The 16,704-nt window shown below is 73.9% G+C and carries 13 protein-coding genes; 9 read left to right on the top strand and 4 right to left on the bottom strand.

Features of this window, described 5'->3' with window-relative positions:
- Positions 1 to 109: 109 nt before the first annotated feature.
- Positions 110 to 1,795 carry a carbamoyltransferase N-terminal domain-containing protein gene (locus tag ACFWOG_RS17245; RefSeq protein ID WP_380359294.1) on the bottom strand — a complete coding sequence of 562 codons (1,686 nt, stop codon included), beginning with the start codon at positions 1,793 to 1,795 and terminating at the stop codon, positions 110 to 112.
- 381 nt (positions 1,796 to 2,176) lie between these two features.
- Between ACFWOG_RS17245 and pstS the strand changes: the two genes are divergently transcribed.
- Positions 2,177 to 3,304 carry a phosphate ABC transporter substrate-binding protein PstS gene (gene pstS, locus ACFWOG_RS17250; RefSeq protein ID WP_380359297.1) on the top strand — a complete coding sequence of 376 codons (1,128 nt, stop codon included), beginning with the start codon at positions 2,177 to 2,179 and terminating at the stop codon, positions 3,302 to 3,304.
- A 93-nt stretch (positions 3,305 to 3,397) separates the two neighbouring features.
- Here the strand turns inward: pstS and ACFWOG_RS17255 are convergent, their stop codons facing one another.
- Positions 3,398 to 4,366, bottom strand: coding sequence for an AraC family transcriptional regulator (locus tag ACFWOG_RS17255; protein WP_380359299.1), 969 nt, complete (start codon positions 4,364 to 4,366; stop codon positions 3,398 to 3,400).
- A 158-nt stretch (positions 4,367 to 4,524) separates the two neighbouring features.
- On the opposite strand from ACFWOG_RS17255, the gene ACFWOG_RS17260 reads away from it, so the two are divergent.
- The 3 genes from ACFWOG_RS17260 to ACFWOG_RS17270 all read left to right on the top strand — a co-directional run bounded on the left by ACFWOG_RS17260 (position 4,525) and on the right by ACFWOG_RS17270 (position 7,056).
- On the top strand, positions 4,525 to 4,659 hold the full coding sequence (locus tag ACFWOG_RS17260; protein WP_355406226.1) for a hypothetical protein: 135 nt from the start codon (positions 4,525 to 4,527) through the stop codon (positions 4,657 to 4,659).
- A gap of 95 nt (positions 4,660 to 4,754) precedes the next feature.
- Positions 4,755 to 6,020, top strand: a complete 1,266-nt coding sequence (locus ACFWOG_RS17265; RefSeq protein WP_380359302.1) for a YcaO-like family protein — start codon at positions 4,755 to 4,757, stop codon at positions 6,018 to 6,020.
- 4 nt (positions 6,021 to 6,024) lie between these two features.
- Positions 6,025 to 7,056, top strand: coding sequence for a hypothetical protein (locus tag ACFWOG_RS17270; RefSeq protein ID WP_329883905.1), 1,032 nt, complete (start codon positions 6,025 to 6,027; stop codon positions 7,054 to 7,056).
- A gap of 152 nt (positions 7,057 to 7,208) precedes the next feature.
- Here the strand turns inward: ACFWOG_RS17270 and ACFWOG_RS17275 are convergent, their stop codons facing one another.
- A complete protein-coding gene (locus tag ACFWOG_RS17275; protein ID WP_329948023.1) occupies positions 7,209 to 7,502 on the bottom strand; it encodes a hypothetical protein in 294 nt (97 codons plus the stop codon).
- A gap of 415 nt (positions 7,503 to 7,917) precedes the next feature.
- Complete coding sequence (gene aroA / locus ACFWOG_RS17280; protein WP_329948022.1) at positions 7,918 to 9,162, bottom strand: 3-phosphoshikimate 1-carboxyvinyltransferase; 1,245 nt, start codon at positions 9,160 to 9,162, stop codon at positions 7,918 to 7,920.
- A gap of 262 nt (positions 9,163 to 9,424) precedes the next feature.
- Between aroA and ACFWOG_RS17285 the strand changes: the two genes are divergently transcribed.
- From ACFWOG_RS17285 to ACFWOG_RS17305, 5 genes are all read left to right on the top strand, one after another.
- Complete coding sequence (locus ACFWOG_RS17285) at positions 9,425 to 9,994, top strand: GNAT family N-acetyltransferase (protein WP_355406218.1); 570 nt, start codon at positions 9,425 to 9,427, stop codon at positions 9,992 to 9,994.
- Positions 9,995 to 10,181: 187 nt separating this feature from the next.
- A complete protein-coding gene (locus ACFWOG_RS17290; protein ID WP_355406216.1) occupies positions 10,182 to 11,921 on the top strand; it encodes a cellulose synthase catalytic subunit in 1,740 nt (579 codons plus the stop codon).
- A gap of 302 nt (positions 11,922 to 12,223) precedes the next feature.
- Positions 12,224 to 14,305, top strand: coding sequence for an acyltransferase family protein (locus ACFWOG_RS17295; protein WP_380359307.1), 2,082 nt, complete (start codon positions 12,224 to 12,226; stop codon positions 14,303 to 14,305).
- Positions 14,306 to 15,617: 1,312 nt separating this feature from the next.
- Positions 15,618 to 15,857 carry a hypothetical protein gene (locus ACFWOG_RS17300; protein WP_329879231.1) on the top strand — a complete coding sequence of 80 codons (240 nt, stop codon included), beginning with the start codon at positions 15,618 to 15,620 and terminating at the stop codon, positions 15,855 to 15,857.
- Between the two features lie 217 nt (positions 15,858 to 16,074).
- Positions 16,075 to 16,683 carry a class I SAM-dependent methyltransferase gene (locus ACFWOG_RS17305; protein ID WP_329948017.1) on the top strand — a complete coding sequence of 203 codons (609 nt, stop codon included), beginning with the start codon at positions 16,075 to 16,077 and terminating at the stop codon, positions 16,681 to 16,683.
- Positions 16,684 to 16,704: the final 21 nt, after the last annotated feature.

The raw sequence follows: 16,704 nt of genomic DNA on the forward strand, positions 1-16,704 counted from the left end.
GTTCGCGGCCGTGCAGGCCGCGAACGGGGCACCGTGGCTTCCCGGGAGACGGCGGAGGCCGCCGGGCTCCGGCCCCGACCGCGAACGAGGGGGGCCGGCCTCGTGACGACTACGGTTCCTCGGCCTGATCGGGGCGAGTGAAGAGGCGGCCGTCCGACCAGATGTAGCGGGCGCGGCCCCACTCGGCGGCCGACGCGACATCCGGGAAGAAGCCGCGTCCGTTGTAGTTGGCGCTGGTGTTGCACAGGACGGGGATTCCGGTCAGTGCCTCGTACGCGGTGAGGATGCGCGCGACGGCGCTGTCGGACGCGGGGCTGACCGTCTGCAGCCGCGCGGTGCCGTCGAGGTGGATGACCGCGGGAATGCGACTCACCCACCCCGGGCGGACACGGTGGTCGAAGAGCATGAACGGGTCGTCGCCGCCGGGATCGAACACCTCGCGTGACCGGTGCGCGAGACAGACCGGCGCGACCGGGCGGTAGGACTCCCGATCCTTCATCGCGTTGAGCAGGTCCTTCGTCCCGGCCTCGGTCGCGGGCGCGATGATGCTGCGGTTTCCCAGCGCCCTCGGCCCGAGCTCGGCCCGGCCGGAGAGGACGACGACGGGTGACCCGTCGCTGTGCAGCAGCTCGGCCAGTCGGCGTTCGTCGCAGGCCCGTTCCGTCCACCCCTCCGGCAGGGCCCGGTCCGAGCGGAGGCGTGGTCCGCTGTGGACGTCCCAGCCGAGGGAGCGGTGTTCGGTGCTGTGCACCATCTCGCAGCAGGCGGTGCCGATGGCGGCGCCGGAGTCGTTGGGAAACGGCGGGACCCAGATCTCCTCGAAGAGCCCGGCGGCCCGGATCGCCGAGTTCCATTTGATGTTGAGGGCGCAGCCGCCCGCCATCACCAGACGCGGGTACCGGCCCTTGTACCTGCTGTTCACCACGGTGGTGAGGGCGGACACGAGGGCGCGTCCGAGAAACTCCTGGAAGGTGGCGACGAGGTCGGCGTCCGACAGCCCCGGAAGGAGACGCTCCCGTTCGGCGGTCAGTTTCGGGCCCAGGGCGAGGCCGCTCTCCCTGGCCTCCTCGGACATGCCGTCAAGGAGCGTGTCGAGAACGGGGAAGGCGCCCTGGTCGACCTTTCCCAGTGCTGCCCAGGCCATGGCCTTTCCGGCGATCGAGCGGAACTGCTGGGCGTCGGATCCCGGGTCGGCCTGCGAGGTGTGGGCGCGGAAGGGCCCGAAGTGGGAGCAGAAGAGAGCGAACAGCCTTCCGCGGAAGGGCAGCAGGCGAGCCACGAGTCTGACCGGTCCCCGCTCCGGTGCGATCTCGTACAGCCTGGCCGCGGTGCCGCCGTCCCACACCAGGGCGAGGGCGTCGGCGCCCTGCGCGGCGAAGGGGCTGGAGCAGTAGGCACCGAGCAGGTGGTTCGCCACGTGGTGGTAGCTGGCGTACCCGCGGGTTCCCTTGCTGAAGTCGTGTGCGGTGAAGGTGTAGCGGTGAAGGGGAGTGTTCGACAGGAAGCCGTCGGCGTAGGGGGCGACCGGCAGGACGGTCGGCTTCCCTTCGTCGGAGGTGGACACCGTCCACGGGTCCCCGGTCGAACGCATCCAGCCGTCGACGACGAAGCGATCGATGTCCTCGATCTCCACACCCTCGGATCTGAGGATCTCCGACACCCGGCGAAGATCCCCGAGCGGGCTGTACCGGGGACTGTTGTCGATCTTCTCTGTCTCGGTGCTGAAGACCAGGCGGTTTCCGTCGATCACCGCGATGCCGCCGTCATGTGAAACCTTGATGCCGCAGATCAGCAAGGCAATGCCCTTCCTCGTGGCATGCGATACGGCTGACTCGGACTGTCCACAGGAGGAATCCTCCGGAGATGCTGCCCGGGGAGCGCCGCGCGTAACCGTGGCTCGTGGCTGCGTGAGGCGCCTCGCGCGAGCACGGAGGGGCAGGCGGCTGCCGTGGGCGGTCGCCGGGTCTTGTGGGCCGGCACACGCGGGTCGGTCGCTGCCCGGGCCTACCCGTCGACATCCGGGGGGCGATGACCGAAGTGCTGATGGAAGGTGAATTCACGGTGACTTTCAGGGTGCGCCCAGTGCGTCACGGGTCGGGCACAGGGGGTCGCCTCGGACGATGACCGCGTCCGTTCGCCCGTTCGTCGGCGTGCCTCGTACTCGTAGGGAGTTCCCGTGTCCACTGGTCGGTCCGTCGTGATCCGTTCGCTTGCGCCGTCGATGGCGGCGCTCGTTGTGGTGGTCGCCGCCTCGGGGTGCGGCGTGGAGTCCGACACCGCGGCGGGGGCCGCGCCGACCTCCGGGTCGGCCTCCGCGGCGATCGCCTGCGGCGGATCCGGGCAGCTGCTGGGCGCCGGTTCGACCGCACAGGGGAACGCGATCGACCTGTGGAGGACCGAGTTCGAGTCGGCGTGTCCGAGTGTCACCGTCAACTACGGCGGGGGCGGCTCGGGCGCGGGCGTCCAGCAGTTCAACTCGGGAAAGGTGGCTTTCGCCGGCACCGACGCGGCTCTCAGCCCCGCCGAGGTCGACGCGTCCAAGCAGGTCTGCGCCGGCGGCCGGGGCATCGACCTGCCGATGGTCGGCGGCCTGATCTCCATCGTCTTCAATGTCGCCGGTGTCGACAGGCTCGTGCTCGACGGCCCCACCGCGGCCAAGATCTTCGACTCGCAGATCACCACGTGGAACGATCCGGCCGTCGTCGCGCTCAATCCGGGCGCCAGCCTGCCCGACGCGCCGATCCAGGCGCTCCACCGCGGGGACGACTCCGGCACCACCGCCAATCTGACCGCGTACCTCGCCGCGGCGTCGAACGGCGTCTGGGGCTACCCGGCCGGAAAGGCCTGGGTGGCCAGGGGCGGGCAGTCCGCGAACGGTTCGGCCGGGGTCTCGGCGCAGGTCAAGCAGGTCGACAACTCGATCGGCTACGTCGAACTGTCCTTCGCCGGGACCAACAACCTGAAGAGCGCCGCCATCAGTACCGGCGCCGCCGAGCCGGTCGAGGCGAACGCCGCGAACGCCGCCACCACCCTGGCCAAGGCTCAGGTCACCGGCACCGACGGCGACCTCGCCCTGAACCTGGACTACGCGATCAAGGACGCGAACGCGTACCCGCTGGTCCTGGTCACCTACGAGGTGGTCTGCGACAAGGGGAACAAGGCCTCGACCCTGCCCGCCCTGAAGTCCTTCCTCACCTACACGAGCAGCGACGCCGGCCAGCAGGCCATCGCCCCGATCGGCTACGTCCCCCTGCCGGAGGCGCTGACGTCCAAGGTCCGGACCGCGGTCTCCGGTCTCGCCTGAGTCCGCCGGAGCGGGCGACGGCGGCGCGGCAGCGGGGCCCGTGGGCCGGATGCCCGCGGGCCCGCGCGTGGGGCGACCCGGCGGCTCGTCGGTTCACGCGGAGCGGACCGTCTCCCGGTAGTGGCGCGGGGACAGGCCGGTGGTGCGTTTGAAGGCATTGCTGAAGGCGCTCTCGGAGCCGTACCCGAGGGCGGAGGCGATGACCGACAGGGGGGTGTCCGCGCGTCGAAGGGCGTGCTCGGCCCGGTGCATCCGCCAGCGGCGGAGATAGGCCAGCGGGGGGACACCCGCCACGTCCTTGAAGCGCTTGGCGAAGCTGGTGCGGGACATCGCGGCCGCCCGGGCCAGTTCGGCGAGTGTCCAGGGCCGGGCCGGGTCGCCGTGCATCAGCCGCAGGGCGGGCGCGATGCGTTCGTCCGCCAGGGCGCGCAGCCAGCCCGTCGGGCAGGAACCGGCGTCCGCATCGGCGAGGAAGGCGCGCAGGACCTGGACGAGGACCAGCGGCGCGAGGTGGCCGGCGGCGAAGGAGGCGCCGGGGCGGTCGGCGGCCAGCTCGCGCAGCGTCTGGTCCATGAGCCAGCAGGCGGTGGGGGCTTCGGCCGTCGCGGCGCTGACGTGCATCACGGGCGGGAGCGCGCCGAGCAGCAGGTCCTTCGCGGTGCTGTCGAGTTCCATGTGGCCGCCGATGGTGACGGCGTCCCGGCCGTCGTCCCCGGTGTGGAGGAAGGGCTCGGCGGAGGCCCTGAGGAGGGGCAGTGCGTCAACCGCCGGTACTGCCGGATCACTCGCGAGGGTGTACGGGCGGTCGCCGGAGAGGACGGCCATCGCACCCGCTTCGAGGCGTACGGGTCGCTCGACACCCTCCACCACCAACCAGACGGTTCCCTGCAGCACGGCCTGGACCTTGAGTCGGCCCGGCGCGGGAAAGGCCAGCGCCCAGGCGCCTGCCGCCGTGAGGCCGCGCGACAGGACGCAGCGGACGCCGGTGAGTTCGAGGGCTTCGGCGAGGGGGTCCCCCCAGACCGAACGGCCGGGGGCGGGCGCGGACAGCGGTGCATCCATGAGCGGACTCTCGCGCAAGTCGCGCGGACGGGCAAGCATTCACACGTCGTCGCCGGATCGTCACCATGAGTGGTGGGACGTGTGCGTACTCCGTGCCGCGCGACCCGGGCCCGGCCGCCGACCGGTGGCCGGCCGACGAGTTCCAGGAGGTAGTTCCCATGGGCGGATTCCAGGACCGCGACAAGTTCCACCCGGACGAGGTCGTCCTCTCGGCGGCCGAGAAGAGCGTCATCGCCGAACTCCTGAAGGGCGGCGGCCAGAGCGAGCCGGGCGAGTCCACGGACGAGGGCTGACACGGTTCGAAGCCAACAGGCCCGAGGGTGCCGGTCCGTGACGGTCGTACGCCGGCCGTCGCGGACCGCGCCCCCGCCCAGCAGACGGGACGGTCGTGACCACCACCACGCACACCGCTCCTCCCCAGTCAGGGGAGCGCAGCCTCACTCCGCAGCAGGCGTTCGCGAGGGCCGCCGCCGCGATCGCCGACCTGGGGCTGGAGGCCGATCTGGCGCCGGTCCTCGACGGCAGCCCCGGGACGTGGCGCTGCGTCCTGCGGCGCGGCGGCGTACCGCTGCGCACCGGACTGGGGCTGGGCAAGGGCAGCCGGGCGGAGGCCCGGACGGGAGCGCTGTTCGAGGCGCTGGAGCACCAGCTCAGCGGGGTGGACGGACTCGACGGCGCGCGGATCCGGTTGGCCTCCGCCCATGACGTCGCGGGTGGTCCGCTCGGGCGGGACATCGCCGCCGCGCTGCTCGCCCAGGCACCCGACGGCCTGTTGGGGTGTCTGCCCTACCGCTCGCCCGACGGCGGTCCGGACGTCGACGTCCCGCTCTTCCTCTCCATGCCCGAGTACCTGCGCCCGGCGGGGGAGGGCCTGCGCCGGCAGGCCGGTGACACCTACGACTACCGGTCGGTGGGCCGCTACTCGGTCAACAACGGCTGGGCCGCCGGGGTCGATCCGGTCGAGGCCGCGGTGCACGCGATCAACGAACTGATCGAGCGGGACGCGCTGTCCATGCTGCTGATCGGCTGCTTCCTGCGCACACCCGCACGCCGTCCGGCCGTGGTCGACCCGGCGACGCTGCCCCCGGGCCTCGTCCCGCTCCTCGGCTTCGCCACCGCCCGCACCGGCCGGCCGGTGCACCTGATCGACATGACCACCGACCTGGACGTGCCGGCGTACGCGGCCTACCAGAGCGCGCCCCCGGGGCAGCCCGCGCGGGTCTGCGGCTGGGGGGCGTCGCTGTCCCGCGAGTACGCGATCTCCCGGGCGGTGAGCGAACTCGTCCAGCTGCACAGCACCATGGGCCTGCGCGAGCAGTACGCGCACCTGCTGCCCGAGCAGCGCGACGACACCGGACCCTACCCGGCGCTGCACGCCTGCTACCTGTCGGACTTCACCGCCGCCCTGGCCTCGGCCGAGGTCCGGCCCTTCGAGGCGACCACGGCGCCCGACACCCCGGGCGGGCACCTCGACCGGCTCCTGGGCCGCCTGAAGGACCACGGCTTCCCCGTCTACCGGCGCGACCACCACGTGACGCCGGACCTCGCGGTGGTCAACGTGCTGGTGCCCGGTCTGGAGCGGTTCATGCTGGTCACCGACGGCCAGGTCGTGGTGCCCGGCGAGCGCGGACTTGCGGCGGTCCGCGGTGGATGAGCCGGTGCGGTGGCGGCCGCTCGCCCACCGCGACGCGCCCCGGGTGGCGGGGCTGCTGGCGGTCTGCGAACGGACGGACCGCACCGGTGACCTGCGCGACGAACAGGACGTCCTCGACGGCTGGGCGGCTTCGGGCATCGACCTGGCCGCCGGTACGGCCTCCGCCTGGGCCGGACCGGAGCCGGTGGCGTACGCCGTCACGCGGGTGCGCGAACACGCGGACCCCGTCCACGAGATGACCCTCGACGTCGTGGTGCATCCCGCCCACCGGACCCCGGGCGTCATCGCGCACCTGCTCGACGGATGCCGCCGCACCGCGGCCCGCCGGCACCGGGAGAGGTTCGGCGGCACACCGCTGGAGCTCCACGCCCGGACGCACGGCCACCAGCGGTGGCTCGCCGAGGCGCTCGACGCCGCGGGCTACCGGCGGGTGCGAGGCTACCGGGGCATGCGGATCGACCTGGCAGAGCACGCGCCGTCCGCGCCGTCCGCCGGGGCGGACGGCGCGCCGGTGCTGCCGCCCGGGACCGTGCTGGTGCCGTTCGAGGAACGCCACGACGCGCTGCTGCTGGCGGCCCGCAACGAGATCTTCGCCCGCAACCCGGGCAGCGTCCCGATGACGCCCGCGACGTGGCGTCATTCGGTGACCGGGAGTCCCTACTTCCGCCCCGATTCCTCCCTCCTCCTGCTCTCCGCCGACGGCCGGGAGATCCTCTGCTACCTGCTGGCCACCGAACTCGCCGACGCGGGGCGGGAACGCGAGTTGTACCTCGCCAACGCCGGCACCCGCACCGACCTGCACGGACGCGGCCTGTACCGGACGGTGTTCACCCACGCGCTGGCCCGCGCGAAGGACCGCGGCTACCGGTGGGCCGTCATGGACGTCGACTCCACCAACGCCATGGCGACCGGCGGCTTCTACGAACGCCTCGGCGCGCGGACCTTCCGCACCTGGACCGGGCACGCTCTGGACCTCACCGACGGCACCGGTCGCAGGGGCGCCGCCGTTCGCCCCCACGCCGCTCCGCCGCCCTGACCGGGCCGTCGGCCGGGTCGGCCCCGGAAGCGCCGACGGGACAGGGGTGATCCCGAGCCTCGTGGCCGCCCGGGTGACGAGCAGGTGCGCGACGGGCGGTGTGCGGTGCGGCACGAGGCCGGGCCGGTCGTGCCCGGCCTCGTGCGGGAGCGTCAGCTGTGCGGGAGGACGAAGTTGTAGCCCTGGGCGCTGTGGGCGCCGCCGGAGGGGCAGACGCCGTCGGTGGGATAGCCCCAGAAGAACATGACGAAACACTTCTGACAGAAACGCCAGTTGTTCTGCGTGCTCCGGATTTTCGCCGGTCCGGGGGCCGGGGCGGCGCTCGCCCGGCCCGTGCCCACGGTTCCGGCGAGGCCCACTGCGGTGGCGCCGAGCGCGCCGAGCAGGAAGGTCCGCCGCCCGTCCCGATGCTTCGAGGGGATCCCGGATTCGTTCAGCTGGTCCACTGTTCGTCCTCCGTTCACGATACTGCGAGGTGTGTACCGCGCCGCCGGGGCGCAGCCTCGGAAATAGTCCCGTCGGGAGTTCCGGCCGTCAAGGGAGAATTCTCGGGCGGTGACCGGCGGCGGCCGTTCCGGAACGGAATTCCGGCCGTCCGGACGGGGCGGGAGTGACAGGCGGGGAGAAACGATTCACCGTTGACGTCGAACGGTTCTCCGGCCGTGTTTTCGCCGGGAAAAGCATGCGGTCCGGAAGGAGATATTCCCGTCGAATTCTGCCGTATGCCGGACGTCGCGCGCCCGGCTCGCACGCCTCGCGCCGTGCGCCGCGCGGAGCAGTGCCGACCCGTACCCACCTGCGCCGTACCTGCACCGCACCGGCCCGAGCCGGCTCGCTCGGGCCGGCTCGGGCCTGGCCGGGTCAGACGGTGGCCGCCCACCCGTCGCGCAGCTGCGCGAACGCTTCGTGGAAGCCCGGGAAGGTCTTCCGTACGCAGCCGGGGTCGTCGAAGGTGATGCCGGGCGTGCGCAGGCCGGTGACGGAGAAGGACATCACCATCCGGTGGTCGCCGTGGCTGGCGAGCTCGGTGGCGCGGGGCGTGCCCGGCCGGATCTCGATCCAGTCGTGGCCGGTGGCGACGTCGATGCCGAGCCGGCGGAGGTTCCCGGCGCACGCCTCCAGCCGGTCGCACTCCTTGATCCGGGTGTTAGCGACGTTCTCGATCCGGACCGGTCCGGCGGCGAACGGCGCGATGGCGGCCAGGGTCGGCATGGTGTCGGAGATGTCCCGCATGTCGACGGTCAGCCCGCCGAGCCGGCCGTCCGCCGGGCCCTCGACGGTGACCCGCTCGGCGCTGACGTCGACCCGCGCGCCCATCCGGGCCAGCACGTCGACGAACCGCAGGTCGCCCTGGAGCGCGTCGCGGCCCAGCCCGGGCACGGTGAGCCGGTGGCCGGTGAGGGCGGCTGCCGCGAAGAAGTAGCTGGAGGTGGAGGCGTCCGGCTCGATCGGGTAGGTGGTCGCCCGGTAGCCGCCGGGCGCGACCTCGAAGACGTTCCCGGTACGGGTCACGGTGGCGCCGAAGGTCCGCATCATGGCGATCGTGATCTCGACGTACGGCGCCGAGACGAGGTCGGTGACGGTGATCCGCAGCCCCTGCTCCGTGAGCGGCCCGAGCAGCAGCAGCGCGGTCAGGTACTGCGAGGAGAGGCCCGCGTCCAGGGTGATGTCGCCGCCCCGGACCCCGGCGGCGGTGATCCGCAGCGGGTGGTGGCCCTCGGCACCCTCGTGCACGAGCGCCACCCCGAGGGTGCGCAGGGCCTCGGTGAGCGGGCCGAGCGGACGGCGGCGCATCTGGGCGGAGGCGTCGAACCGGAAGTCGCCGTGCCCGGCGGCGGCGAGGACCGGCAGGAAGCGGGCGGTGGTCGCCCCGTCGCGGCAGTAGACCTCGGCGTCGTTGGCGGGGCCCTGCGGGCGGCCCTCGATCAGCCATCGGTCGGTCTCGCGGGTGAGTCCGTAGCCGAGGGCGCGCAGGCCCTCCGCGAAGCCGTCGGTGTCGTCGGAGACCAGCGGGCGGAGCAGCGTGGTGCTGCCGTCGGCGGCGGCCGCGAGGAAGAGCGCTCTCGCGGTCACCGACTTGGAACCGGGGATCTCGACGACGGTCATGGGGCCTCCTGGGCGCGGGCGGTCCGACGGGTGTCCCGGCCATCCTGCCCGAGGGCGCGCGGCGGCCGGGCGGACCGTCCGGGTGGTGGACGGACCGGTGGACGAGTCGGTGGGCGGACCGGTGGGCGGACAGGTGGAGGGGACGGCCGGCGTTCCGCGCAGGTCGGGGCCCGGCCGGGCTGTGGCACGATGCCAGGGATCGGCCCGAACGGCCGCTGCCCGCCCGGGTCACCGCCCGGGCCACCGTGAGACGAGGAACCTCGTGCCCGAGACCACCCGAGAGGCCGCCGAGACCGCGGCCGACCGCCTCACCTTCCGCCCCGCGACCACGGCGGACGTCGCCGCTCTCGTCGAGCTGGTCGAGTCCGCCTACCGGGGCGACTCCAGCCGGGCCGGCTGGACCACCGAGGCCGACCTGCTGGAGGGCCAGCGCACCGACGCGGAGGGTGTCACCGCGGCCGTCACCCACCCCGACGGCGTGGTGCTGCTCGCCGAGCGGGACGGCGAACTGCTCGCCTGCTGCCAGTTGGAGCGCCGGGGCGAGCACGCCTACTTCGGCATGTTCTCGGTGCGTCCCGGCCGTCAGGGCGGCGGCGTCGGACGGGCCGTGCTCGGGGAGGCCGAGCGGTTCGCGGCAGGGGAGTGGGGGGCCGCCGAGCTGGAGATGACGGTGATCGAGCAGCGGGCCGACCTGATCGCCTGGTACGAGCGCCGGGGATTCCACCGCACGGGCGTCTACTCCCCCTTCCCGTACGGCGACGAGCGGTTCGGGATCCCGCTCCGCTCCGACCTGCGCTTCGAGAAGCTGGTCAAGGCGCTTACCGTCCGGTAATGATGACATTTCGTCAGGACGTGCACGAATCTGACATGCCGTCAAAGTCCTGACCTGCGGTGATGCTGGGATGTCATACCTCGTTAACGATTGGTCTAGGCCATTGTGAGAGGCTGGCGACGCACGGTCACGTTCCGTCCCAGCCCAGGGGGGCCATTTCCGCATGCCCGTACTCCATGGCAACGCCATGTCCGCAACCGACACGGATCCGCGCCGTGCCCGCCGAATATCCGGCGACCGGCCCGGCGACGGACCGTCTCGGCTGCCAGATCCGCCCGACGACCAGGAGCTCTACTGGTACTTCGGACCGCAGCGCCGATGGGTCCTGCTCTGCGCGACCCTCTCCTACGCCGGTGCCACCGCCACGCTGGGCCTCTTCGCGCTCAGCCGGCCGCTGCTCTGGCCGTTCCTCGCACTCACCGTGCTCAACGCCGCGACCTGGCTGCTCTCCATCGCCGACGGCCAGCGTTCCCGCCGCTTCACCCGTGACTCGCACGACCTGCTGGTCCGGGCCTGGAGCCCCGCGCACCACCCCGGCGTCGACCTGCTGCTGCCCACCGCCGGCGAACCGCTCGCCGTCCTGGACAACGCCTACCGGCACACCGCAGCCGTCCGCTGGCCCGGCGCACTCACCGTCCTGGTCCTCGACGACGCGAACCGGCCCGAGGTGCGCGAACTCGCCGAGTCCTACGGCTTCGAGTACCGCGCCCGCCCGGACCGGGGCCGTTTCAAGAAGGCCGGCAACCTCAACCACGGCCTGGCCGAGGGGACCGGCGACATCATCGCCGTCCTCGACGCCGACTTCTGCCCGCGCCCGGACTTCCTGCAGCACCTCGTGCCGTACCTCGACGACCCGAACGTCGGCATCGTGCAGAGCCCGCAGTGCTTCGACACCGATCCCGGGATGTCCTGGCTGGAGCGCGCGGCCGGAGCCACCCAGGAGATCTTCTACCGCTGGATCCAGCCCTCCCGGGACGCCCAGGACGGCACCGTCTGCTGCGGTACCAACGCGCTCTACCGGCGCGCCTCCCTCGAACGCGTCGGCGGCTTCGCCGAGATCGACCACAGCGAGGACCTCTACACCGGCCTCTCGCTCGCCCGCGCCGGGTGGACCACCCGGTACGTGCCCGCCCTGCTCGCCAAGGGCATGTCGCCCACCGGCCTGCCCGCGTTCATCAGCCAGCAGTACCGCTGGTGCCTCGGCTCGCTCGCGCTGGTCGGAGACCCCGACTTCCGGCGCGGCCCGCTGCCCCGCTCGGCCCGGCTCTGCTTCTGGAACGGCATCCTCGGCTACCTCACCAGCGCGGTGAACGTCTTCGCCGTCCCGCTGCCGGCGCTGATCATGCTGTTCTTCCGGCCCGACGAGATCGCCCCCTGGCAGGTCCTCCCCTTCCTGCCGCCGATCTGGGTCTCGCTCGTGCTGCTGCCCGCGATGTCCCGCACCCGCTGGCGCTTCGAGGTCACCCGGGTCCAACTCCTGGGCGGGCTCTGCCACGTGGTCGCCATCGCGCACGCGCTGCGACGCCGCAGCGCCGAGTGGGTGCCCACCGGCGCCGTCTCGGGCGGCACCTCGCTGGCCCGGGCCGTCGCCCGGATCGGTGTCGGCTGGCTCGGCTTCGTCATCGTGGCCGGCGCGGCCGGGCTCGCCCGGGCCGTCTCCCTGTACGGCTGGCAGCCGTACTGGGCGCTCGCCGGCCTGCTCGCACTGACCACGTACACCATGGTTCCGCTGATCAGGGCCCTCTGGCCGCTGCTCCGGGGTGGCAACGACGCCACCGTCGCGGACCTCGCACGCCCCGCGGACGACCCGACCCCGGGCTCCGCCGCCGAACTGCGCTTCGGCCGGGCCGAGTCGGTCGCCGTCACCGCCGTGCTGCTGCTCTGCGGCCTGCTGGCGTCCGGCTGGGCCGACCCGCTCATCTTCTGACCTGCCGTCAGAGAACATCTGCTCGAACCGACTTCCCCCTCTTCCTTGCGCGTCGCCCCACCGGCGCGGACTCGCCGCCCGGCCGCCCCATCGGCCCGGCGGCCCCGACCACCGCTGCCAGCCCTGCAAGGAGCACCGCCGTGCCCACGGCCGTACCACCGGGCGCCGAGCCGTCTCGCGCCGCCCTTTCGGATGACGCAACGTCACCGTCCGCCGTCAGCAACGAACTTGTCCCCGTCGTTCTCGTACCCGGGCCGCCCGCCGACACCTCCGGCACCGCGGTCATCGCGTCCGCGGGGTCCGTGGCCACCGGGTCGGCCGTCGAACCGGCCCACCGCGCCGGACCCGCGACCACCGGACCGGCCGACCGGCCCCGGACGCGGGCGGCCTTCCGCCCCGACATCGAAGGACTGCGCGGCGTCGCCGTGCTCTCCGTCCTCGCCTTCCACGCGACCGTGCCCGCCTTCACCGGCGGCTACGTCGGTGTCGACGTCTTCTTCGTCATCTCCGGCTTCCTGATCACCGGCCTGCTGCTCGCCCGCCCGATCGGCCTGTGGGACTTCGCGTCCCGCCGGGCCCGCCGCATCCTGCCCGCGGCGGCCGTCGTCCTGGTCGCCACCGCCCTCGCCGGGGGCGCGCTGCTCGACCCGCTGCGCGGCACCGACCTGGCCCGTGACCTGATCGCCTCCGCCGGACAGTTCGCCAACTGGCGGTTCGTCGGCCAGCAGACCGACTACCTCGCGGCCGAGCGCGACCCGAGCCCGCTCCAGCACTTCTGGTCGCTCGGGGTGGAGAACCAGTTCTACCTGCTCTGGGGCGTCCTGCTGCTCGGCCTCGCCCGCTACCTGGTCGGCCGCCGCCGTACCGCCGCGATCTCCGTCGCCACCCTCGCCATCGGCGGCGTCTCCCTGCTGCTCTGCATCCGGTGGACGGCCGGCTCCGCGCCGCTCGGCTACTTCTCCACCGCGAGCCGTCTCTGGGAGTTCGCCGCCGGCGCGTGCGCCGCGCTGGCCGCGCCGGCGCTCACCGCCCGCCTCGGGCGCGGCGGACCCGGCACGCGCCTCGGGGGCTGGGTGCTGCGCGTCCTCGGCTGGGCCGGCGCCGCGGCCGTCGTGATCGCGGTCTTCCGGTACGACCGCAACACGCCGTTCCCCGGCAGCGCCGCCCTGCTGCCCGTCCTCGGCACCGCCGCCGTCCTGCTGGCCGGCCCGGCCCACCGCGCGCTCGGCCCCACCGACGCCGGCCGGCTGCTCGCCACCCGGCCGCTGCGTGTCGCCGGCCGCCTCTCCTACGCCTGGTACCTCTGGCACTGGCCGGTCCTGATCATCGCCCAGGCCCGCTACGGCGCCCTCCCGTGGACCACCCTCGTCCTGCTCACGGCGGCGAGCGCCCTGCCGGCCTGGCTCACGATGCGCCTGGTCGAACAGCCGCTGCGGTACGGCAGCAGCCCGGCCCCGCGCCGCGGGCTCGCGGTCGGCGCCAGCGCCCTGATCATCCCGCTGATCGCCGGTCTCACCCTGGGCGGTGGGACCGTCCGGGCACTCGGCGACCCGAACGCGCCCGCCGTCGCACCGGCCGGCGCCGTGGACGGCCCGGGCCTGCTGGCCCCCGGGACCAGGGTCCTCGCCCTCACCCCCTCGCTGGCCCGCGCCCGGGAGGACTTCCCGCCGGGCAAGGGCTGCGAGATCCCGCTCGCCGCGGAGAACAGCCCGCGCTGCCTGTTCGGCACCGAGTCCAGCCCGGACCGGATCGTCCTGATCGGCGACTCGCACGCCGGACAGTGGATCTCCGCGGCCCTCGCCATGGCCGACCAGCGGCACTGGGCACTGGAGGTGCTGGTCAAGCCGGGCTGCCCGCTGGCCACGCTGACCGTGCGGAACAACGTCCTCGGCCGCACCTTCGAGGAGTGCGACCGCTGGCGCGAGAACACCCTCACCCGGCTGGCCGTCGGCCCCAAGCCGCGCCTCGTCCTGATGGCCGGCCTCAACCGGTACGGCGGCCAGGACGAGCGCACCGAGGGCTGGACCCGCACCCTCGACCGGCTGTCGGCCCTCGGCACACCGCTCGCCTACCTGGGTGACACGCCGATGCCGGGCAAGGACATCCCCACCTGCCTGGCCGCCTCCGACGGCCGTTCGGACGCCTGCTTCTTCCCGCGCGAGTCGGCCTTCGAGCGCGACCCGCTGATCGACGGCGGTCTGGCCGGGCGGTACGGCGTCAGTGTCCTCGACCTCGGTCCGCTGCTCTGCCCGGGCACCGGCCACGACTGCCCGTCCGTGCTGGAGGGAGTGATCCTCTACCGCGACACCGGCCACATCACCGACACGCTGGCCCGTGTCCTCGCCCCGCGCCTGGACCAGGCGCTGCTGGCCGGCCGGAGTTGAACAGGCGCGGCTGACCGTCCGCCGCTGACCGCCTGCCGCTGACCGCCCCCGGCTGATCGGCCGCCGCTGACCGACCCCGTACGGACCGGCCCCGTGCGGACCGGCGGAGGACCGATCGGTGCGGGGCCGCCGGGCAGCGACGGGCGGCGGCCGAGCCGTTCCGCGGTGCAGCGCCTGCGCCCCGACGGCGCAGGCCCTGGCACGTGCCCCGACACAGGGGCCCTGAACGGGACCTTGCAGGGCCTTGCACACGGCTCCGACACAGGCCCCGCGGCCGGCCCCGGGAGAGCCGTCGGTCCCGCCGCGCCCGCCTCAGCCGTAGATGCTGTGGCAGAGCCGGGCCTGCTCCGAACCGGCCGGCCAGCGGCCGAACCGCTCGGCCTGGTCGCAGATCGACCCCGGCGCGGCGGCCGGCGCCGCACCCGCCGGAGGAGCGCCCGCGCCGGGGCCGGGCGCCGGGGCAGGCGCGGCCGCCGGCGTCTCCGCCGACGTGGCGCCCGCGCCCGGGGCTCCCGCGGAGCGGGTGGGTACCGGGCGCGGGGTCCGGCTCCCACCCGGCTTCGGACGGGTCGTCGCGGCACGGTCGCTCCCCGCCCCCGGAGCGGCCGGGGAGGCGCCGTTCCCGGCGAGCCCGGGACCCTGGGCGGCCGTCGGCGGTCTGTTCTCGGCCGCGGTCGGGGCGGGCAGTGGCGAGGGCGCCGGGACCGGCAGCAGATCCGGCACCGGCGGGACCGAGGCGGAGGGCGTCGGCGTCGGCGACGCCGGGAACGCCACCACCCCGGACGACTCGTCACCTGACCCGGGCCCGCACATCGTCAGGACGGCCGCCAACCCGGCGGCGATCCCCGCGGCGCCCGCCACCCAGGCCCAGCGGGGCCGCCGGTCCGGCGTGACCCCACCGGTCGCACCCGCCCCACCGGTCGCACCCGTTCCCGCCGGGGCCGCCGCGGGCGGTGGGGGCACGGCGGGTGGCGGGGCCGGCACCGGTGGAGGCTGCCACCTCTGCTCCGGCCACTGCCACTGCCCGCCACCCGCGGGACGTCCGCCGCCTGCCGGTTGTCCGCCCATGTCCTCGTCCTCCTGCCGTCGCAGCCTCGCCTGCCCGTCGACGAGCGGTGACCCCCGCCGGCGCCGGGCCGTACGGGACCGAGCCCGTACGGCGCCGACCACCCGCTCGCCGTACCCAACGAGTGCGCCGACGAGGGGACATGACCCGGACGAGGGTTGTCGCGGCGCGCGGGGTCCTCCGGGGCGTACGCTGCCTGCCGTGCCCCGGGTGCGGTCACCCCAGGTCAGCCACATGCTGGGGGGCATGGAAACCATCAGTACGTCCGGCGCGACGAAGCCCCTGGTCGAGATCGCCGACTTCCGCACCGACAGCCGCTACCGGCTGGTCCGCTTCGAGGGCCACGGCTGGGAACCCCTGGCCCCGGAGGAGTTCGAACCACGGATCCGTCAGCTCTTCCCGGACCTCGACCCCCACGACGCCGTCCGCGTCCGGTGGAGCGACCGCCCCTGGGAATGGCCCGCCTGGCACCCCGGTGAGGCCTGACCGGGGGAGTGGCCGCTGCCCTGTAGAGTTGACGCCGCCCGTTGACCGCGGACTCCGGACGCTCCGCCGACGCGGTCCGCCGGTACGACGCCCCCCGGAGCGGAGCCCGTTGACACGTCGTCCGCCGAGGGACCGCCGGTCGGCGGGCCGGCCCGCCGCACGCCCCCGGAGGCGCGGAGCGGCTCCGGGCGAGCGGGTTCACGGGAGGAAGCGGCGGATGGGCGGACCGACGAGTACGGCCGGGTACGGCGAGGCGGCGGATCAACTCGCCCTCCAGTACGAGGCCGTGACCTTCACCGAAGTCCACCGTGAGGTCCTCCACCTCCTCCCGGCGTCACCCGGCACCGTCCTGGACGTCGGCGCCGGCACCGGACGGGACGCCGCCGCGCTGGCCGCGCTCGGACACCGGGTGGTCGCCGCCGAACCGACGACGGAGCTGCGCCGGATCGGACGACGGCTGCACGCCGGGAGCGGCGTGCACTGGGTCGACGACGCGCTGCCCGGACTCCCCCGGCTCGGCGCGGGGGAGGACCGGTTCGACGCGGTGCTGCTGACCGCCGTGTGGATGCATCTGTCGGCCGAGGAACGACCCCCGGCGATGGAGGCCCTCGCCGGACTGCTCGCCCCGGCCGGTCGCCTCTTCCTCACCCTGCGGCACGGCCCGGTCCCGCCGGGGAGGCGGATGTTCGACGTGTCCGCCGACGAAACGGTCGAACTCGCCCGCACCCGGGGCCTGGACCTGCTCCTGCGCACCGGACGCGCCGACCTGCACGGCCGGACGGACGTCCGGTGGACGGTACTCGCCTTCCGGAACGGCCCGGCCTGACCGCGCGCGGCGCGGTCCTGG

The sequence above is a fragment of the Kitasatospora sp. NPDC058406 genome (assembly GCF_042722765.1).
Classification (GTDB): Bacteria; Actinomycetota; Actinomycetes; order Streptomycetales; family Streptomycetaceae; genus Kitasatospora.

Bases quoted from the DNA above. Each gene is read 5' to 3' on its own strand.
- ACFWOG_RS17255 (WP_380359299.1), bottom strand. From the start codon at position 4,366: ATGGATGCACCGCTGTCCGCGCCCGCCCCCGGCCGTTCGGTCTGGGGG.
- ACFWOG_RS17260 (WP_355406226.1), top strand. From the start codon at position 4,525: ATGGGCGGATTCCAGGACCGCGACAAGTTCCACCCGGACGAGGTCGTC.
- aroA (WP_329948022.1), bottom strand. From the start codon at position 9,162: ATGACCGTCGTCGAGATCCCCGGTTCCAAGTCGGTGACCGCGAGAGCG.
- ACFWOG_RS17290 (WP_355406216.1), top strand. From the start codon at position 10,182: ATGTCCGCAACCGACACGGATCCGCGCCGTGCCCGCCGAATATCCGGC.
- ACFWOG_RS17300 (WP_329879231.1), top strand. From the start codon at position 15,618: ATGGAAACCATCAGTACGTCCGGCGCGACGAAGCCCCTGGTCGAGATC.
- ACFWOG_RS17305 (WP_329948017.1), top strand. From the start codon at position 16,075: ATGGGCGGACCGACGAGTACGGCCGGGTACGGCGAGGCGGCGGATCAA.